The 20,742-nt window shown below is 43.0% G+C and carries 12 protein-coding genes; 3 read left to right on the top strand and 9 right to left on the bottom strand.

The genetic code is table 11. The features are described from left to right. Window positions 1–103: 103 nt before the first annotated feature. Genes AB5217_RS10360 through AB5217_RS10350 form a run of 3 tightly spaced genes read left to right on the top strand, consistent with a single transcriptional unit; the run spans window position 104 to window position 3,687 of the window. A complete protein-coding gene (locus AB5217_RS10360) occupies window positions 104–1,933 on the top strand; it encodes a TrkH family potassium uptake protein (protein ID WP_009000750.1) in 1,830 nt (609 codons plus the stop codon). A gap of 4 nt (window positions 1,934–1,937) precedes the next feature. Then, window positions 1,938–2,624, top strand: a complete 687-nt coding sequence (locus AB5217_RS10355; protein ID WP_032846223.1) for a potassium channel family protein — start codon at window positions 1,938–1,940, stop codon at window positions 2,622–2,624. Window positions 2,625–2,655: 31 nt separating this feature from the next. Then, window positions 2,656–3,687, top strand: coding sequence for an endonuclease/exonuclease/phosphatase family protein (locus AB5217_RS10350; protein ID WP_032846224.1), 1,032 nt, complete (start codon window positions 2,656–2,658; stop codon window positions 3,685–3,687). A 31-nt stretch (window positions 3,688–3,718) separates the two neighbouring features. On the opposite strand, the gene AB5217_RS10345 is transcribed toward AB5217_RS10350, so the two are convergent. The 9 genes from AB5217_RS10345 to AB5217_RS10305 form a co-directional block, all read right to left on the bottom strand. Further along, window positions 3,719–4,645 carry a CapA family protein gene (locus AB5217_RS10345; protein ID WP_050486441.1) on the bottom strand — a complete coding sequence of 309 codons (927 nt, stop codon included), beginning with the start codon at window positions 4,643–4,645 and terminating at the stop codon, window positions 3,719–3,721. Continuing rightward, window positions 4,639–7,074, bottom strand: a complete 2,436-nt coding sequence (locus AB5217_RS10340) for a DUF3160 domain-containing protein (protein WP_032846227.1) — start codon at window positions 7,072–7,074, stop codon at window positions 4,639–4,641. The genes AB5217_RS10345 and AB5217_RS10340 overlap by 7 nt, the downstream gene beginning before the upstream one ends. 49 nt (window positions 7,075–7,123) lie before the next feature. After that, window positions 7,124–7,573 (bottom strand): hypothetical protein, encoded by a 450-nt coding sequence (locus tag AB5217_RS10335; RefSeq protein WP_032846229.1) that lies wholly within the window; start codon window positions 7,571–7,573, stop codon window positions 7,124–7,126. Window positions 7,574–7,834: 261 nt separating this feature from the next. After that, window positions 7,835–10,276, bottom strand: coding sequence for a beta-galactosidase GalB (galB, locus tag AB5217_RS10330; protein WP_032846231.1), 2,442 nt, complete (start codon window positions 10,274–10,276; stop codon window positions 7,835–7,837). A 71-nt stretch (window positions 10,277–10,347) separates the two neighbouring features. Continuing rightward, window positions 10,348–11,433: an arabinogalactan endo-beta-1,4-galactanase gene (locus tag AB5217_RS10325; RefSeq protein WP_032846251.1), complete on the bottom strand. Its 1,086-nt coding sequence runs from the start codon at window positions 11,431–11,433 to the stop codon at window positions 10,348–10,350. A gap of 45 nt (window positions 11,434–11,478) precedes the next feature. Further along, on the bottom strand, window positions 11,479–13,233 hold the full coding sequence (locus tag AB5217_RS10320; RefSeq protein ID WP_032846234.1) for a DUF5114 domain-containing protein: 1,755 nt from the start codon (window positions 13,231–13,233) through the stop codon (window positions 11,479–11,481). A 23-nt stretch (window positions 13,234–13,256) separates the two neighbouring features. Next, window positions 13,257–14,837, bottom strand: coding sequence for a RagB/SusD family nutrient uptake outer membrane protein (locus AB5217_RS10315; RefSeq protein ID WP_032846236.1), 1,581 nt, complete (start codon window positions 14,835–14,837; stop codon window positions 13,257–13,259). A gap of 18 nt (window positions 14,838–14,855) precedes the next feature. Continuing rightward, window positions 14,856–17,831: a SusC/RagA family TonB-linked outer membrane protein gene (locus AB5217_RS10310; RefSeq protein ID WP_368112780.1), complete on the bottom strand. Its 2,976-nt coding sequence runs from the start codon at window positions 17,829–17,831 to the stop codon at window positions 14,856–14,858. Between the two features lie 223 nt (window positions 17,832–18,054). Next, on the bottom strand, window positions 18,055–20,664 hold the full coding sequence (locus AB5217_RS10305; RefSeq protein ID WP_032846240.1) for a cellulase family glycosylhydrolase: 2,610 nt from the start codon (window positions 20,662–20,664) through the stop codon (window positions 18,055–18,057). Between the last annotated feature and the right edge of the window lie 78 nt (window positions 20,665–20,742).

Here is a 20,742-nt window from a genome sequence, read left to right as displayed (position 1 = left end):
CAAAAGTACTCAATTTTTTAATATTCAGAAAATTTTGTCAACAAAGAATCGGTTCTAATTGTTATTTTACTTAAGTTTGCACGACCCTGTTAAAAAAGATGATATGAAGATTTATCATAAGTTTTTATTGTATCAAAATAAACTGCTAAAACCCTATGTACGTATCCTGTTAGGACTGGTAGAAGCACTCACCTATCTGGCATCTCTGTTGTTGATTGTCGGAGTAGTATATGAACACGGTTTTCCCTTATCCATAGATGAAGTGGCTAATTTGCAGACATTGTATAAAACAGTCTGGATTATCTTTCTGATTGATGTTACTTTACATATTTCACTGGAATACCGGAATACTAAAAAACAATACCGGCGATTAGCCTGGATATTAAGCGGGTTATTATATCTTACTCTAGTACCCGTCATTTTTCACCGTCCGGAAGAAGAAGGAGCTATTTTGCAGATTTGGGAATTCCTGCATGGGAAGTTTTATCATCTCCTGTTATTACTAGTCCTTTCTTTCCTCAACTTGTCCAATGGGCTGGTGCGCCTGTTGGGACGGCGTACCAATCCTTCTTTGATATTGGCAGTCAGTTTTATGGCTATTATCCTGATTGGAGCAGGTTTGCTGATGCTTCCGCGCTGCACGGTGAATGGTATTACCTGGGTAGACTCTTTATTTACGGCTACCAGTGCCGTATGCGTTACAGGTTTGGTTCCGGTAGATGTATCCACTACATTCACCACTTCCGGATTAGTTGTCATTATTCTATTGATTCAGATTGGAGGATTAGGAGTGATGACATTAACCAGTTTCTTTGCCATGTTCTTCATGGGAAACACCTCCATTTACAATCAGCTTGTTGTACGTGATATGGTTAGTTCCAATTCGTTAGGTTCATTACTGTCCACCTTATTATATATATTGGGCTTTACCTTAGTCATTGAAGGGATTGGCATGGTTTCGATTTGGTTTAGTATTCACGGTACGCTGGGAATGACTTTGGAAGGCGAGTTAGGTTTTGCTGCTTTCCATGCTATATCAGCTTTTTGTAATGCGGGTTTTTCTACACTTTCCGGTAATTTAGGGAATCCGATGGTGATGACCAATCATAATGGACTGTTTATTTCTGTTTCTTTGCTGATAATCTTCGGTGGTATCGGCTTCCCCATTCTTGTCAATTTCAAGGATATTGTATTATATCACCTGCGTCGTTTCTGGAAATTGGTCCGTACACGCAAACTGGATCGTCACAAAATGCAGCATCTTTATAACCTGAATACGAAGATTGTGTTAATCATGACTTTCCTGCTTTTATTAATCGGTACATTAGCTATTGCTGCTTTTGAGTGGAATGCTTCTTTTGCCGGTATGCCTTTGGCAGACAAATGGACTCAAGCCTTCTTTAACGCCACTTGTCCGCGAACAGCCGGTTTCAGTAGTGTTGATCTGGCATCGTTGAGCGTGCAGACTTTATTGGTTTATCTATTCTTGATGTGGATTGGTGGTGGTTCACAGTCTACGGCAGGTGGTGTGAAAGTGAATGCTTTTGCGGTCGTGGTTCTGAATCTTGTAGCCGTATTGCGTGGTACTGAACGGGTAGAAGTGTTCGGCAGAGAATTGTCTTACGATTCAATCCGGCGTTCCAATGCAACAGTAGTCATGTCATTGGGAGTGCTATTCATTTTTATTTTCACATTGAGCATACTCGAACCGGGTGTTTCCATCATGGCATTGACTTTCGAATGTGTCTCTGCACTTAGTACTGTGGGATCCAGTTTGAATCTGACTCCTCATTTGTGTGATGCCAGTAAGTTGTTGGTATCCTTGTTGATGTTTATCGGACGTGTGGGATTGATAACATTGATGTTGGGAATTGTCAAACAGAAAAAGAATACAAAATACCGTTATCCGAGTGATAACATTATAATAAACTAAAGATATGAAGTATATTATTATCGGTTTAGGAAATTACGGTCATGTGCTGGCCGAGGAATTGTCTGCGTTAGGACACGAGATTATTGGTGCGGATATTAGTGAAAGTCGTGTAGATTCAATCAAAGATAAGGTTGCTACGGCTTTTATCATTGATGCCACTGACGAACAATCATTATCAGTGTTGCCATTAAATAGTGTGGATATAGTAATTGTAGCGATTGGTGAGAATTTTGGTGCATCGATACGTGTTGTTGCTTTGTTGAAGCAGAAAAAGGTTCCCCGCATCTTTGCCCGTGCTATTGATGCCGTGCATAAAGCGGTGCTTGAGGCCTTTGATCTTGAAAGAATCCTGACTCCGGAAGAAGACGCAGCCCGTAGCCTGGTGCAACTGCTCGACTTCGGCACAAACATGGAAGGGTTCCGCATCGATCAGGATTATTATGTTGTGAAGTTCACGGTTCCGAAGAAATTTGTAGGGTATTTTGTGAATGAGTTAAATCTGGATGAAGAGTTTCATTTAAAAATGATAGGCTTGAAACGGGCAAATAAGATAACCAATTGCCTGGGTATTTCTCTAACTGAACTTCATGTGAAGAATGAATTACCGGGGAATGAGAAAGTGGAAGAAGGAGATGAACTGGTTTGTTACGGCAGATACCGAGATTTCCAAACTTTCTGGAAAGCTATTTAAAATGTAACAGTTGAATTTAAAACTAAATAAAATGCGATTAACCAAATTACTATTGATAACACTTTTACTACTGGTCTCTGTTTGTGCAAGAAGCCAGAAAGGCAATGAATTTACAGTATTGCAATGGAATGTATGGCAGGAGGGAACAATGATACCGGGAGGCTATGATGCCATTGTCAATGAGATTATTCGTTTGAAACCAGATTTTGTAACTTTCAGTGAAGTGAGAAATTATAATCACACTAACTTCACTGCCCGTGTCTGTGCTTCACTTCAGGAAAAGGGACTTCAATATTACTCTTTTTACAGCTATGATACCGGTTTGCTAAGTAAATATCCTATCACAGATTCTTTGACAGTTTTCCCGGAAAATGGGGACCATGGAAGTATCTACCGATTAACTAGCTCTGTGAATGGACGTAAAGTAGCAGTTTATACAGCGCATCTGGATTATCTGGATTGTGCATATTACAATGCTCGTGGATATGATGGCTCCACTTGGAAAGAAATCCCTTTGCCCACTTCAGTGGAAGAAATTCTCAAAATCAATGTCGCTTCTCAACGGGACGACGCAATTCGTCTGTTTATCATCCAGGCAGAGAAAGACCTGGCTAATGGTTATGCAGTAATTGTTGGCGGAGATTTTAATGAACCCTCTCATCGTGACTGGATAGAAAAAAATAAGAACTTATATGACCATAACGGCTTTGTCGTACCTTGGACGGTGACAACCTTGCTCGAAGAAGCAGGATTTGTAGATAGTTATCGTAAGATTTATCCCAACCCTTTGACGCATCCCGGTTTTACTTATCCATCGGATAATCCGGCAAAAACTCCGGAGAAAATAACATGGGCTCCAAAAGCCGACGAGCGTGACCGGATTGATTTTGTTTTCTATAAAGGAGATGGTCTGGATGCAAAGAAGGCAATCATATTCGGTCCGAAAGGGTCTATCGTACGCGCGCAGCGTGTGCAGGAAACATCTAAGGATAAGTTCTTGTTACCGCTTGATGTATGGCCTACGGATCATAAAGGATTGTTGGTGACTTTTGGAAGTAAATAATCCGATTTCAGCAGAAGAATGCATACCGGATTTATTGCATTTCCGGTTTGCATTGATGGATCGTTACAGGATGCACTTTAACTTTGCATGTCGTAGATGTGAAATCAAGCTGCACAATCTGGCTTTGTGATGTTTCCGGTTTTCGTTGGTCGAATACAAAGTTGCCCAGACTATAAAAGATGGGCTTACCATTGAAATATTCCTCTTTCTGAATGACGTGCGGATGATGTCCGATGATAGCATCCGCACCTGCACGAACGAGTCGGTGTGCTCCCTTTCTTTGGTTTAGAGTAGGAGAGGATTGGTACTCGATTCCCCAATGGAGAATAACGACCACATAACTTTCGGGATTCTCTTGCTTGAAGTCCTTGATTTCCTCTTCTATTTCTTCCGTGGTTTGCTGGCAAATACCGGGATCATTTTCTAAATATACCCAATTCTCCAAAGGAAGTGTAACTGAATTGAAGAGTGCTACTTTAATTTTTCCTTTCTTTATCACTACGGGTTGGCAACTCTCGGAAGAAGTATTACCATATCCTATCGGAGTGATTCCTGCCGATAAGAGATGCTGATAAGTATCTGTCAATCCGCTTCGTCCCTGATCCATAGTATGATTATTCGCTAAAGCCGCATGACTGATGCCGGCTTTAACCAATTCTTCCATCCATCTCGGTTCCGCGCGAAAGATATATTTCTTGTGTAGCGGCGAACGAACCGAAGTGACGGGACATTCCAGGTTGATTACCGTAGCGTCCATTTGATGAAAGAGAGGAGCTACCGACGCAAATAAATCTTCGACACCTCCCCGTTGAATCTGTTGGCGTACCCCTCTGTCCAGAAGAACATCTCCGGTGAAAGCGATAGAGAGACATTCTTCTGACGGGTGCTGGCAGGCAGTAAGCAATAACAGACCTATACTACCTATAATCCGGTTAATTTGGGAAAAGGATATTAGCATCCTGAACTATAAAAAACTCTGTCATCTACTTTAGGTTCTTTCTCCAGTAGGATATTTTTCATCCATTCCGGGACGGCAGGTGCTTTCTTTTCTTCCAGCATTTTCTGCCACTCTTCGTCCGTGAGCCGGGTATCCAGTGGCTGGACAAACTCGTAGTAACTAAATGTGGCACCACGGGTAAGATAGAGATTACCCTCTATTTCTACTACCACATAGATATTGTTGGCATTTCCTGTTGCCACATGCAGTACTCCATTTTTATCACATCCCCTCACGTTGCGGGTATAAATATCAGCCACTACAGCTATCGACTTGTCCGGACCTTGCACTAATGACCAGTTATCCAGATGTAAATCAGGATCGAGCACAGACAGAGTGAAATATTCTATACTACTTCCCATATACTCAAGAGTGCGATATTCCTGTTCGGTCAGTTTTTCTCCCCGCAGTTCCTTTTCTGTTACTTGAATCAGAAAGCTGACATAGTCCTGCAACTGCTCTGTTTTTCCTTTCAAGTCATCCGTCAGGCAATTGCTTTGTTGCAGAACCAGTTGGGTGGCTTGCAGAATCCCTGACATTTTCTTCCAGAAAGGAAGATTCGGTTCTACATATCCCACTACGATCGGATCAGGAGGTCCGGCACCTCCACATTCTGCAGCCATGGGCTGTTCTCCGTAAAGGATCGCGTCATGCTTCAATTCAGCCCAAGATGCCAGAGCTGTATTCAGGTTCTTGTATCCCCATTCGGGTGTTTGCATAAATCCCGGCTGGTTCTTATCCGTTTTCTGCATGGTGAACAGACTTTTCATCCATAATTCGTAGACAGATACTTGTGCAGGCTGGGAAGCTTTGAATTTATCTTTCAGTTTTTGTAATTCTCCGGTATACTGGTTCCAGTTGCCCGCTTCTTTGTAAAAATCAGTCAGTAAAGTCTCGGCGGAGTTTACTCCGAAAGCGGCAAAGACATCCAATCCTTTCGGATAAGCACGTTTGCTGTTTGGGGTGACATCTACCAATTCCTGAAGTACTTCATTATCTGCCAGATATCTTTGTGGCATAAAGTTGATTTTGTCCCGGCAGGAGATTTCTATTTTAGGTTTGATCCTGTTCTTGCTTTTTGCCAGTTCAATGAGCGCTTGATTCACCTTTTCTATTTGAACCGGAGTCAATGCATCTTCAGTATATTCTGCTTTATTTTTCTTCAGAATCTGTGCAATATCGAGAAGAGAAAGATTATCAGTCTCACCCATCAGGAAAGTAAGTGGTGTATAGACGCGTTGGTATAGTTCCATTAGTGGTGTCCTGGTCATATCCTTATAAGTAGATAGTACGGTAGCCTGAAAGATTGCTTGTTTGAGTTGTTCTTGTTGTTCTCTGCAAAAACAGGCAGTTTGAAGCCACATCATAGCCTGAAAGTATGCCTGTAATTGGGGTTCACGGGTATAATGTCCGCGTGGTTTGAAAAGACTGTATGGGAAGTATGCATCTTTGTATGAAAGAAACTCCGAGAAATCATCTTCTTGTGCATTAATATGTTCTATTTCCTGTTGATATGCTTTTTGATACTTAGCAGGGAGATTGGGTGTTTCCTTTGTCAGCAAATAATAAGGGATAGCATAAAAAGTAGCGGCATATTCTGCTATATCTTTCAGAGATTCGTCTTCTGTCTGGCGGGAGATGCTTATGCAAGTTGCGTTGAGTGATAGACATAGTCTTTCCAAAGTAGGAATGATGTGTTGTTTCTCCAGACTTTTCAGTACATAAGAGAAATACATGTGAAATGCCTGTAAATATAAGTCAGTGGTGATGAAATTGGGCACTTGGCGATAATCATTTTCTTCGTAAGCATGAAACAACTGTAAGTTACTTCCTTCTGTAATGGCAAAGTTGTTCTGTTGCAACTTGGCTAGTAATGCCTCGTCTATATCTTTGAATTGGAACAGGTTGACTATATTATTTGCATTTCCTAAATAATAAGAGTCTCGTTGAGTAAACTGTTGCTGACGCATTTCTGCCATGCGAGCATCGATGCGTTCTACGAATGCCTTCTCTTCAGCCGTCAGTTTGACTTCATCATAGTTTTCCGGAAATTTATTCTCTCCGTCTGCCTCCGATTCATCCCATAACTTCCAGACAAGATCATTATACCATTTCGTATTGGCCGAGAAGAAAGCATTGATGTCCGCTTCCATAAAATGATAACCATGTATAGCGTATGGATAACTACGTAATAAACGTAACTCCTGAAAAGAGAAACGACTGATATCCTGCTTCAAATCAATAGATTGAGGTAGAACAGTATCGGTCAATAATGAGGTGGTAGTCATAACAGTATCTTGTGCCGATGCCGTTGAGGTGTTTTTGTTCTTGTTCTTGCATCCGCAGAGAATAAGAATTAGTGTACAGGACAGTAATAATAGTCGTCTCATGTTTTTCATTATTCTATAAATTACTATATATAAATGATAGTATCTAACGTTAACGTTCAAGAATGCGTTTGGCCTCCTTTTCTTCTATCTCGCGTTTCAGATATCCCTTAAAATCCAGACCAAAACCTCTCCATGCATATTCCGTTATCAGAAATTTTCCACTTCGTTCCCGTTCCATGGTGCGTATCAATACAGGAGTATGTTCACGAATCACTCTAAAATCTTCCAAAGGTTGTGCTACCCTCGAACCTAACCAAAGTGGGCGGATATACGCTTCATCTGCAATCCGGTAAATGAATAACCGCTTATCAGGTTTGGGATCGAATCGGGTAGGCTTGATAACCCCCACAATAATTTCCGGCATCCCGTCTCCTGTAACATCTCCATAATCAAATTGATAGACAGGGTAAGGCAATTTCCAAACAGAGTGGGAGGGTTGGTCTGTATTCAAATGAATGACATAGAGCGAATCAGATTCTTTGTTCAGAGATACTTCCATGTGTCTTTGATTTACTTGCCATTCAAACCTGTTTTCTTTCCGGCATGAACAGAACATCAGTAAAAGACCTGTAAAAATAAGGAAGTGAATCCTGTGCGACATATCTGTAACGTTTTCTTTGGCAAAGATAGATATTAACCTGTATTTACCTGCTTCTTTTCTCGTAAAAGTGAAAAGTCCAGTATATTATATATGAAAACCACCGGACTTCTCTTTAGTTAAGAAATCCGGTGGCTTATCAGATTTTATAAAGCGTATGCCTTATTTCGTTTGAATACGAATATTTCCGGCTTTCACTCCATTTGCTTTGGCTGTAAATACAATTTCTCCGGCAGTTTCACCAGCTTGTATGATAGCTGTCAACATTCCGTTGAAAGCATGCATCTTTGGAAGATGGAATTGTTCCAGGTTCGTCGGATCGCCATTGGCAGCAGCACGATATTTACCGGCTCCCTTTGCAGAGAAGTTTATCTGACGATTATCAGTAGGGCATAGGTTACCATCTTTGTCTACAACTTTCACAGTCACATACGCTAAGTCTTTTCCGTCTGCAGTCAATTCGTTACGGTTGCTGACCAATTCGATGTGATGAGGTTTTCCGGCAGTGCGAACCACTTTTTCCGCTACAGCTTTTCCATCTTTGTTATAGGCTACTACTTTTACTTCTCCCGGTTCATATACAGCATCCATCCACATCAGACGATAGCGGTTCTTCAACGAACTATTATTCTTGCTTTGTTTACCATAACTTTTACCGTTGATAAACAGTTCGGCTGTAGGATAGTTGGTATATACAAATATAGGAGTCACTTCGCCTTCACGTTCCGGCCATGTCCAGTGAGGCAGAATATGCAAGGTTTCCGCATCCTTGTTCCATACACTGCGATACAAGTAATAGCGGTCTTTAGGCAGACTGGCAAGGTCGATAATACCAAACATGGAACTGTGATTGGGCCATGCATCCGTATCATAAGGTGATGGTTCACCCAGATAGTCAAATCCTGTCCATACAAATTGTCCGATTGTCCAATGGTTATCGTCGGCCAGTGCAAAGTCCTCATCCGGAATATTTGACCATGAACAGGCTTCTACATCATAAGAGGAACATTGATGGTCTTCATATTTGGTACTTTTCTTATCCTCTACCGGGAATTTGTATACCCCACGTGAACTGACAGTAGAAGCAGTCTCACTACCCAGAATCAGATTCTGCGGGAGTTGGTCATAAGATTCTTTATAGCGTTGGGTACGGTAATTAAGTCCCGGAATGTCAATCATGGCTGCAAATCCGTTCGCAAGTACACAAGTAACCTGATCCATTCCGCAGGTGACAGGACGTGTCGGATCTTCTCGGTGGCAAATGTCTTGTAGGAATTTAGCCACTTTATAGCCGACAGGGCTACATTGGGTTGGCACTTCATTACCGATACTCCACATAATCACACACGGGTTATTCCGATAATTATGGAGCATATTTACCATATCACGTTCCGCCCATTCATTGAAATAACGGTGATAACCGTTTTCACACTTGGCAATGTCCCATTCATCGAACGGTTCAATCATCATCATAAATCCCATTTCGTCACACAACGCTACGAGTTCGGGAGTCGGCATATTATGAGAAGTACGGATAGCGTCACATCCCATATCTTTCAGCAATGTAAGTTGATGGCGAAGCGCTGCCACATTAATAGCGGCACCCAGCGGACCTAAATCATGGTGATTACATACCCCTTGGAATTTGCGATGTTTTCCGTTCAGATAGAAACCCTTATCAGCGATATATTCAATGCTGCGGATACCGAAACGTGTCGTGTAAGTATCCACCAGTTTATCATCTGCGTAAATTTTGGAAACAGCCTTGTAGAGTGACGGACTTTCCGGTGACCAGAGTTCGGGCGCATTTACAATAAAGTTTTGTTCGAATGGTTGTCCGTGATTAATGCGGCTCGTATTCTCTTTGCTGGTAACCACTTTTCCGTCCGGAGAAAGAATCTCTGTCTCTATACGGATTTGTGTTTTCTCACCGGCATTATCAATCTTCGTTTGAAGACGTACGGCTGCAAAGTCCTTGCTGACATGAGGAGTTGTGATTTGTGTTCCCCATACAGGCACGTGCACTTTATCAGTCACGATCAGATGCACATTACGATACAAACCTGCTCCCGGATACCAACGCGAGGACTGCGGACGATTTTCCAAACGTACGGCCAGCGTATTATTCTTTCCGTCTTTGTTTAATAAAGACGTCACGTTACAGTGGAAAGAGTTGTAGCCGAAAGGCCAGAAACAAGCTTCTTTTCCATTTACATAGACACGTGCTTCGCTCATAGCGCCATCAAAGAGCAGCGTCACCTCCTTATCGGCAGGAGCATCAAAACTGGTTCGATACCATCCGGTGCCTACATAAGGGAGCCCACCGGTACGTCCTGTTTTCAAGGAAGCCTTTTTCTCGAAGTTCTGTGTTACAGCTACATTCTGCAGGTCATTATTCATATCGAATGGACCGAAAATCGCCCAATCGTGCGGAATAACGACCGACTCCCATTTAGTGTCATTAAACTCCGGCTGGCTAGCCTCTTTAAAATCTCCTTTACTGAATTTCCAGTTTTTCTCGAGCAGCGTCTCACTGCGTTGCGCTTGCAATGTGCAAGCGGCACCCATCAAAAGTACAGCTAATAACTGTTTTTGGTGTTTCATGTTAATTTTTGCTTTTCAGGTATAAAATATTTTGGATTCGGGGTAAAGTTATAAAAAATGATTCAATAATCTTATCTCTTGAAAGCATTAAATGCGTTAGTCGGTTTACCACTATCGTCAAACATGCCCTTTCCATAGTTCTTCCAACCACCATAACTCTGCGGTTCCCAGGAGAATACACCAAGACATTGTTCCACTTGTTTGGCTTTCGTCATAAAGTCTGTGAAAAAGTCTTCAGCTTCGGAATAGTCCCAGGGAATACCAATTTCGCACATCATCACCGGAGTGTTGTATTTGGCAATCAGATTTTTCATATTGGCAATACATTTGTTGTTCATATCTTCCCAATCATCGGCTACTCCCTCTGTCGGGTACATATCCGGATAAAGAGACATGCCGATGACGTCCCATTTGGCATTGTTGTCATGCAAATAACCGAAAATCCGGTTGTATAGATTGGCATCATTTCCCTGGTCGAGGTGTACAATCACTTTCGCATTCGGATAAATCTCTTTAACAGCATTGTAGCCGGAGTTAATGAATTTCGCAAAGTTTTTAATACCGTCACTACTCGTTGTTTGTCCAGTGGGGAATAGCATGCCCTGATGAGTTTCATTGCCCACTTGCACCCATTCCACATCAATACCCATCTCTTTGATTGCACCGAGTACATCTTTGGTATGGTCGGCAATCGCCTGCTCCAGTTCTTCTACCGTATAATTTTCCCAGGCTTTGGGTTTGGCTTGTTGAACAGGATCGGCCCATCTGTCACTGTAATGGAAGTCGATCATCAGGCGATAGCCCAAATTATGCGCTCTCCATGCTTTGAGCAATACGTCACCCTTATTGCACCAGCCTTTTACATCTTCCGTGTCATTTTCTGGGTTCACCCATACACGTAGACGAATTGCATTTATACCCAGGTCACGAAGCAGAGACATACATTCCTGTTCTTTTCCATCGGAGGTATAGAATTTATATCCGGAACTTTCCATTTCCGACAGCCAACTGACATCAGCTCCCCGGGCGAAGCCGGACATATCATAAGTGGTTTCCGTCTTTTCCGGGAAATTCGGAGTATCATTATCATCATCACAAGCGGTGAAGATGCTTCCGCAAAGTAGTGCGGAAGCTATCATTATATATTTTCGTATCATAGTGATTCTGTTGAAATTAATAATCATGTTGTTGAACTTAGAATGTTATTCAGTGATTTCAGTCATTGTAAACTCCATCTTGTTGAGATCCAGCGTAATGCGATATTTACCCTCCTTGGCGGGTTTAATGTTATCACCATTCTGATCACTTAGATAGAGCCCACTTTCAGAAGTATAGTACAATCTCCAGTCCCAGTTAATCTGATCGGGATCCGTATTCATGAGGAAGTAGAATCCGTCACCGATGGTGGTGATATCGCATTCTGCGCTCCATATTCCGGTTTCCTCATCATATATCATCAGGTCTTTAGCTGTTGACCAGCCATTGAAAGTTCCATATACATTGATTTGTTTGATTTCAGTAGGCTTCCAGGTCAAGTTGACGTAATCTACTTCGATTGTATAACTTTTCTTGCCGGAACCATCGAACCAGATGTTGTAATGCTCTCCTGTTGTAAGAGCAAGGCTATAAAGATTGTTGGGATCAGAGCCATACCATGTGTCTGTTGATGGGTCTACTATCTGGAAGTTTTCATTGCTGACGGTTTGGAATACAGTGCGATAAGTTCCCGCAGTTTTACCGGGTTCAAGTTTGCGGTATAACTTTCCCCACCATGAGTCGGCACCTTGCATTTCCAGATAAGAGGGATAAGTCGGTTCCACACTTCCTCCTTCCGTCACTTCCACTTTCCATGCTTGCGGGTCGTTCAGGTCAATAATCAATGTACATTCTCCGGCTGCTGGTACGTTTACTGTAATATTTCCGGCAGAAACATTTGTTCCGGTATTGAATGTCAATTCATTAGCAGAACCATTAAAGGCGAAAGGAGTATCTTTGGCTTTCGTATCATCAATGCTGTTATCAGCTCCACTGACACTGGTGTTATCATATAGTTTACCTGTTCCATTCATCTGAATATTGATAGTGCCGGCTCCTGTAGCAGTAAATATACCCTGCCATTGATTCTTGTCACGTTTGTATTCCATTGTAATACCTCCGTCGATGCCACTTACATTGAGTGTTGGCATCCATAAAGCAGTCCATAGTTTTTTGGTGGTATTGACATTCGTATAGTAACAGCCTGATTGACCGGGGAACCACAAATCCCACGTTCCTTCAGCAGCATCAGTTGTCAGGAAGAACGGAGTAGCCGTACTGCCTGATTTGGCTGTGTGCCAAACAGTACCATCGGCTTCCTGTAGATAGAAACCCTCCCAAGAAGTGGCTCCCATAAAGCCGATATAGTTGCCATCCGCATTGGCTGCATACAGATCTTTTCCTGAATCCTTGCCGTCTCCCTTATTGATAATATTGGCAAATCGCATATCAATTTCATAAGGAGTAACCATGACTTTTACCACATTACTGTATACAGGAGCGATGTTACTTCCGTTTCTTCCGGCAAGCCGGAAATAGAGCGGTGCTTCTTCTTCGGGAGTAGCTTTCAACTGATAAGCGACGATATTTAAGGCGGAGACAGAGTACGTCTTTGATACTCCACTTTCGGTCGTTTCCAGAATCTGCCCGGAGAAATCTTCCGTGCGTGAAACCTGTACGGAAGTTTGTACACCGCTGGTAGGCTGGTATCTTGAATCGCTCACTTGCAGCGTCTGGTCAGTCCAGGCAAGCGACAAAGCATAAAACTTAGCTGTCTCCTTTGTCAGTACGACAGAACTGGCAGAAGCTATCAATTCGTTCTCTTCCGGGCTGGAGAGAAAATAGGTATCCCCATCTTTCTCGCAAGCACCTAGTAATAGGAGAGCGGAAAGTAAAGTGAATAGATTATTTAGTTTTTTCATATCGTTGTTCCGTATTAATATGATTAATAGTTTTCATTGTATAAGTTTGGATTGGCCGTCAGTTCGGTAGCAGGTATCGGATAGATATTGTATTTGCTCTCTACTGCCTTACCGTCTTTTACGCCACCTTTCCATTGCCATACATAGCTGTTGGTTGTAAATTGATTGAAGCGGATCAAGTCCGTGCGGCGATACCCCTCCCAATACAGTTCACGGGCACGTTCGTTGATGATAAACAGTTCGTTGATTTCAGACTCGCTTTTGTTATGAGTGTTGTCGCCGAAAGCACGTTCCTGTAGCTCATTGATATAAGGCAGTACATTTGCCAGAGTTGCTTCCGTTCCTCCACGTACCACAGCTTCTGCCATCATTAAATATACATCGGCCAGACGGAATAGGGGATAATCAGTATTTACACCACCGTCTGCGGTGTTGGAAGCAGTCTGTCCGGCATCAGTCAGGTTAGTCCATTTTTCTACGAAATAGCCATTGCTTTGGTCATCTATCTTTTCCAGGTCCCGGGTTTGTCCGTCGGTAAAGAACATATATCGCTGGTCGGCTTCTTCGTTACCTGAGAAAAGTTGAGGAATTTCTCCGCGTACACGGAACATACCCCATCCTGATTTTACACCGTAATCTTCCGGTATCTGTTTTTCGGACGTGTTGCTCACTGCGCCACAAACAATGTAAGTGGATGATCCCCATGACACGAGATTGGTTGCGTCTACCGGGAGGGTGAAGATTATTTCGTTCGTACGTTTGTCATTGTCGGCATTAAACAGCTTGTAATAATCGCTTTCCAGTTGATAACCTTGTTCGATAACCTTTTTACAGGCTTTGATACATTCGTTGTATTTGGAAGTCTGGGTATAAACTTCCGCATTCAGATATAATTTGGCAAGTAATGTATATGCAGCTCCTTGGGAAGCGCGTCCGTAAGGACAGTTCGCTTTATTTAGCATTTCATCTTTAATGGCATTCAGTTCACTTTCAATATAATCGAAAATCTGCTGGGCTGTATAGCGGGGAGGCAGATATCCGACTAGCGGGTCATTTTCCGTCACAAACGGGATATTGCGGAACAGATCGAGTGCGTGATAGTAGAATAAGGCACGCATGAAACGGGCTTCGGCACGATAAATGCGAATTTCAGTCTGCTCCTGGTCCGTGAACTGTGCTATCTTTTCATCGGTGGCATTGCGGAGAAACTCATTACATAAAGCAATGTTGTAATAGATACGGTAATACATATCCGATACCCAAGGGTCGTTAGCGTCCCAACTCAAATACGTCAGTCCCGTCACGTTGTCACCGGACAGCCAGGTAGAAGCCACTTCATCCGTTCCACATTCCTGCAAGTTGAAGAAACAGCGCATATAATCCTGTCCGCTGTTACTACTCAAATCGTTGTCACCATTCTTTTCCTGTCCGGTGGTCACCATGGTTGCATAGATTTTTCCCAGAACGGCTTTATAGTTTGCAGCACTGGTATATATGGTAGAAGATGTTTCTTCTTCGTGTGGATATTGGTCCAAGTCGCCTATGCAGGAACTCATCAGGAGTGCGCTGCAAAAATAAAGGGCTGTATAAAATATCTTTTTCATAATCGATGCTTTTAGTAATTAGAAGTTAATACCTATGTTGAGAGAGAAAGTACGTGGGCGTGGATAAAACGAATTGTCCACACCGTTGGGAACTTCCGGGTCAACGCCGCTGTATTTGGTGATACAGAATACATTTTGCACCATGGCACTCACATTCAGACTGCATCCTTTATAAATAGTGCCGAAGTTGTAACCCAATGAGAGATTATCCATTTTCAGGAAAGAAGCATTCTCTACATAGTAGTCAGAGAGGTATTGACGTGTCTGGAATCCTGTTTTCAGGTAGGTTGATGACAGGTTGTTCAGCTGGTAAGAGTTGTAGCTGACAGTTTCCCAGGCACCGCTGTTCATAGCCATCGCGTTATAGACATAGTTTCCGATATTGGCACGCAGGCTGGTGCTCAATGTCCACTTCTTGTAACGCAATGAGGTACTGAAACCGAGGATATAGTCGGGAGCTGGAGAGTGGTAGCGGTACAAGTCGTTCGAGTTGATTTGTCCGTCCCCGTCGAGGTCTACGTAAGCTCCCTCTACCGGTTTGCCGGTTTTTTCATCATACAGTTGGTGGTAAACGTAGAACATATAAGGAGCATATCCCTCGCTCAATGTCTGTACCTGATAACTGTCGATATATGGACCTACGGAAGTATTGGTGGCAGGCGTACCGGCTGTCAGTGATAAGTTTTTCACTTTCATCTTCTGCCATGTCATGTTGAAACTCAAATCCCAGTTCCAGTCCTTGGTCTGTATGGGCGTTGCGTTCAGACTGAATTCCACACCCTGACTGTCTACATTTCCGACATTGGTCGTGATGTTACGATCGAATGTAGTACCGGCAGCAGCAGGTACGGTGGCAATCAGGTCTTTGGTCTGACGGGTGTAGTAGTCGAAACTACCGGTGATGCGGTCTTTGAGAAAACCGAAGTCAAAACCCACATTCCATGAAGTGGTTGTTTCCCATTTCAGGTTGGGTACATACGCTTTGGGGCGGTAAGTAGGAGTCGGAGTACCACCGATAAGAGAGCCTGCACCACTTTGACTGATCGTATAGATAGGGAGGTAGTTGTAGTTACCTATACCGTCTTGCTGCCCGGTGACACCATAACTGGCACGCACTTTCAGCGTACTGATGACTTTATTGTCTTTCAGGAATGATTCTTCTGTTACTCTCCATCCTAATGCTACTGACGGGAACGTACCCCAACGTACATTTTTAGCGAAGCGCGAAGTGGCATCGCGACGTACAGTAGTAGTCAGCATATAGCGGGAGTTGAACGAGTAGTTCAAACGGCCATAATAAGAGAGTAATACATGGCGTTCGTCAGAGGCTTTCGATGTTTTCTGTATTTCTCCCAACGTGTTCATTTCGCTGTAAAGCGGAGTCGTGGATTTCCAGTACTGATAATCGTAACCGGCTGTAACATCAAAACTACTTTTAATGGATTCCACCAATTTGTTGTAGTTGGCATACAGAGTCAACAAACGGTTTTCTTTTTTCTGTGGGCCATAGCTGTAATCCAAACCGGAAGTGGTGTAATTCTGTGCAGCTTCTGCCGGAACATATACACTTCCTTTACCTTGTGCATAGTCATAACCTAACGTAGCATGCAATTTCAAATCGGGGAAAAAGTGAAGACGATAGTCTGCATCAATGTTTCCGATAAAACGTTTTACTGTACTTTGTGAGTCATTCATATTGAGAAGTCCCACCGGATTCATGACTGCTCCGTTCACGGGAGCACCGGTGTTGTCAATCGCTTCCGTATATCCGCCGAATGTGTCTAGACCCGAATATACTGGAATGGTAGGATTCATGGTCGAAGCAGCCCAAATGGCACTTGTATTGGCAAATGTGTTCTTATTGATAGAACCTTTAGCATTGATATTCAGTTTTAAGTGGTCTTTAAAGAAAGACAGATTCAGTGTGATGCTTCCGGTGTAACGCTCCGCGTTGTCAGTACGTAATAAACCACTCTGGTTGTAGTAACCGATAGATGCACGGAAAGGTAAGTTTTTGGTAATCTTTCCAGCAACACTTAGATTATTGTCCGTACCGAATGCATTCTGATAGATTTCATCGTTCCAATCCGTGTGTGCCGTGCCGAGTAACGCCCGTTGCGCATCGGTTCCTTTGCTTTGGATGGTATTGACAAATTCATCGTAGTTCAACATATCTGCCAATTTGGTGCGGGTTTGTACAGAGTTGGTCGTACTGAAAGTAAATTTCAGTTTATCCGAACTTCCTTTCTTGGTAGTAATCAGAATAACCCCGTTGGATGCACGCGAACCGTAAATGGCAGTCGAAGAAGCATCTTTCAGAATGGTCATACTTTCAATATCGTTCGGGTTGATGAGGCTAAGGAAGTTTCCGTCATTACCACTGATGCCTCCCTGTTCCAAAGGAACACCGTCCAGTACGATCAAAGGGTCATTACTAGCGTTCAGTGAAGCACCACCACGCACACGGATCGTGCTTCCCGCAGTGGGAGAACCACTGTTGGACATGATTTGCACACCGGAAATCTTACCATTAATCAGTTGCTCGGGAGAGCTGACCAATCCCATGTTGAAGTCCTTGCTGCTGACGTTAGTTACCGAACCTGTCAGGTCACTTTTACGCTGCGTACCATAGCCGATTACTACAACGTCGCTCAATACCTGTGAATCACTTTTCAACTGAACATTCAAAGTAGTACTGTTGGCAGGAACAGGTACTACCTTTGTTTCATATCCTACATAAGAGAATTGCAACTCTTTGCTGCCCTGTGGCACATTGAGTGTATAATTACCGTCGAAATCGGTCACTGTTCCGGTAGAAGTACCGACAATGAGGATACTTACTCCGATCATCGGTTCCTTGTTCTCGTCAATCACTTGTCCGATGATTTTCTTGCCTCCTTGTTGGGCGAAGGCAGGAATGATGCCTCCTAAAAAGGCTGTACACAACATAAGTAGTACAGTCAGATGGCGTAGATTTAAGATATTCCTGTTCATAATTACTGTGTTATTGATAATAGATTTATTTTTACTTTTTATTTAAAAATCAGCGGCTTTTCTCTTTCTGTCCCTTCCGTTTGCTACCCCCTTTCAGAAGGCTTCAGACGTGGTTCAGACGAAAGATTTGTTCCTCACCGAGGAAGACCTTGTTCCTCACCGATGAACGACCCTTTCCTCACCGAGGAACAAAGGCTTCGACAACGGGGAACTTTAAGAACGATTATTCCAGCCAGATATTTCCTAGTTCAATTTCAACTAACTCTTTCTTGTTTCCTGACATTGACAGCTCCAGCTTCTCAATCTTTTCCGGTAGAAAAGCGATTTCCGTTTCCGGATGGAAATACTGTTTCAAGAATGTCGGATAAGCTATCGGCAGCAGTACCGTGTCTGTCTGGCGTAAATCTTTCAACGGTATCCGTATGATTCCCTCCGATGATGGAGCAGGACAAGGGCTTTTATAAGTATATCCGTCTGACGTTACGAAACCGGCACTGAGTCCTTCCGGAAGTGCTTTCGTGCGATTTACCCGGATACAGAGAACGCTACAATCCTTTACTCTTTCTTTTCTTTCTTCAATCAGGTTCTTTACGAACGTGCGGAGGAAATAGTGCGGATTTTCTCCTTTAGGAGTAAACCGGAACCGGAGCAAAGGTTTTTCCACCGGAGAAGAATCAACCAAAGTACGTTGGAGATCATTCCATTCGGGAAGCGTGTATGCTTCTATCCGGCTATCTGCGTCCGTAATAGTCAATAGTGGTATCGCACTATCTGGGGCAACAACACGAGTAGTCCAATAGGCTCCGGAAGTATAATTCCAGTCCAGTGGATTTTCCTTTATTCCCGATGATGAATTCCTGTAACCGGAATTTCCTGTGGGATAAGTGCGAGTGCTGTTGCCCCGGCATACGATGATGTTATACCTGAAACAATCATCCTTTATTTCTGTAGCGGGTATCGTTGCCTGATAGGTATATCCGCCTGTATGTTTCATCTTGATATATGGATTGTGCTCATTCCAAAAAGATATCTTATCGGTGTAGATAATCACAGAATCCGGGAATTCGGTTCCTACCACCTGTGCACTAATCGTCAAATCTTTATTTGCTTCAGTGGTTGCCGATGGAGTATGAACGACTTTATAATCCGTCACACGTGGAGCAGGAGCCACATATTCTCCGATGCGGATGGAATTCCATTGAGAGTCTGCCTGCCAGTTCTGTTTGGGCGTACAGTTTTTACGTTTCAGCAGATAGGTACCCGGACAAAGTCCGCGGATAATCCCGTCTGTCACATCTCCTTTCTGCTGATTTCCTTGATTGAGGGCCGTAAAGGTAAATTCCATCCCTAAATCAGGTATTTGAAGAGCCATGTCCCAAGCACCATAAGCAATGGTAACCACTTCTTTATCGAGTGACGGTTTGGCAAACGGATCGTTCACCACTACCGCGTCCGGCATCACTTCCAGTCTCCAGACTCCCGGTTCGAGGCAATCCATGAAATAAGTACCTGTTCCCTCATAACGAATAATCGGAGAACTGCCACAACCGGCAATGGAAACAAGTTGTGACGCATCTTTGGGCTGGGTGTTGGTATAATTGGAATAATAGAATTTCTTTCCATTATTTAATTCGCTCAAGTCCTCTGTATAACTGACACGAAAACCGTCACCAAATAAAGTGTCCTGTGGATAACTGCCGTATGATTCACCTCTTTTCAGACTGCGTGCAGCTTCGGCGGCTATCTTCATACTGATGGCTTTATGAGGCGTATAGGCAAGATTCAAGAAATGAGTCTGATATTCCGTATTGGCATAAGCGATATCCATCGGATCATACGCAAACTGGGTAATCCATTGAAAACCTGCTGTACGGAAAGTGCGTACCATGGCCGGATACATATAAGAATACATGATATCTGCCGGATCGAACTCATATACCATCCGTGTTTTCTTATCGAATCCTTTCACTTTATCGGAAAAGGGAATATCATAGCGGTCTATATAGGGAAGGAAATTTCCCTGCTGTGTCTGTCCAGATACCAGTCCGATGGGATACCATTGATAAGTAGTTCCCTGAATGGCAGTTTCGTAATAAGCCTCTACTACATATCCGTTGTGGCTTACATTATAGAATACAGGTTTGCGGTTTCCTGTTTTATTGATCGCTTTCAGCATCCGGTTGATATAGGCTTTTACCTCTTTCTTCGTACCGGAATGACAAGGTTCATTATTGATTTCGAACCCAACAATGGAGGGATCGTCTTTATAAGCTAACCCCGTATATGGATTGACGTGCTTCACCAAACCATGAAGATAGGTTTCTTGTGCAGCGATAGCTTCCGGGTGGGAGTGCATATCGCATTTATCATATTTATAGGAGAAGCCGCCCGTCTGTATGTTTCGTTCGGGATATCCGTTCCCGAAGTTGGTCTGCGCGGTAATCACAATATGAATATTGCGTTCTTTGAGTTTGGCAATCAGGTAGTCCATCAAGTCGAGATGCTCGTTTTCGAGGAGATTTCCCTGTCCGTCTGTCAGTTCCACATCCCATAAATGAATACGGTAAGCATTCAGTCCCAGACGGGAGATATGATATACATCTTTGTCTATAGCAGCTTTGCGGTCCAGTTCCAAATATCCAATGGCACGGTAAGCATGGGCGAAAGGCAGCGTATAATTAACACCGAAAAAGGAAGCCTCCCGGCGGGTGTCACTCCAACGCATCACCCCATTTCCATCTATATATATAATAGGTGTAGAGGATGATTTGCCTTGCACTTTGACAAAGGCAGATATCAAACAAATAAAGGTAAGGATCAACAGTCTTTTCATGCTATCAAATTTATCGGTTTATTGACAGCAACAAAAGTAATTTATTGGTCATTTCAATAAAAGCACAGATTGGACATA

Source organism: Bacteroides sp. MSSM.1001136sp1_RTP21357st2_D2_RTP21359_211015 (assembly GCF_040913205.1).
Lineage (GTDB): Bacteria > Bacteroidota > Bacteroidia > Bacteroidales > Bacteroidaceae > Bacteroides > Bacteroides ovatus.
Note: the sequence above shows the minus strand (reverse complement) of the source record. Positions and strands in the feature narration are given on the sequence as shown.

Bases quoted from the DNA above. Each gene is read 5' to 3' on its own strand.
- AB5217_RS10315 (WP_032846236.1), bottom strand. From the start codon at position 14,837: ATGAAAAAGATATTTTATACAGCCCTTTATTTTTGCAGCGCACTCCTG.
- AB5217_RS10340 (WP_032846227.1), bottom strand. From the start codon at position 7,074: ATGAGACGACTATTATTACTGTCCTGTACACTAATTCTTATTCTCTGC.
- AB5217_RS10305 (WP_032846240.1), bottom strand. From the start codon at position 20,664: ATGAAAAGACTGTTGATCCTTACCTTTATTTGTTTGATATCTGCCTTT.
- AB5217_RS10360 (WP_009000750.1), top strand. From the start codon at position 104: ATGAAGATTTATCATAAGTTTTTATTGTATCAAAATAAACTGCTAAAA.
- galB (WP_032846231.1), bottom strand. From the start codon at position 10,276: ATGAAACACCAAAAACAGTTATTAGCTGTACTTTTGATGGGTGCCGCT.
- AB5217_RS10350 (WP_032846224.1), top strand. From the start codon at position 2,656: ATGCGATTAACCAAATTACTATTGATAACACTTTTACTACTGGTCTCT.
- AB5217_RS10325 (WP_032846251.1), bottom strand. From the start codon at position 11,433: ATGATACGAAAATATATAATGATAGCTTCCGCACTACTTTGCGGAAGC.
- AB5217_RS10320 (WP_032846234.1), bottom strand. From the start codon at position 13,233: ATGAAAAAACTAAATAATCTATTCACTTTACTTTCCGCTCTCCTATTA.
- AB5217_RS10355 (WP_032846223.1), top strand. From the start codon at position 1,938: ATGAAGTATATTATTATCGGTTTAGGAAATTACGGTCATGTGCTGGCC.
- AB5217_RS10345 (WP_050486441.1), bottom strand. From the start codon at position 4,645: ATGCTAATATCCTTTTCCCAAATTAACCGGATTATAGGTAGTATAGGT.
- AB5217_RS10335 (WP_032846229.1), bottom strand. From the start codon at position 7,573: ATGGAAGTATCTCTGAACAAAGAATCTGATTCGCTCTATGTCATTCAT.
- AB5217_RS10310 (WP_368112780.1), bottom strand. From the start codon at position 17,831: ATGAACAGGAATATCTTAAATCTACGCCATCTGACTGTACTACTTATG.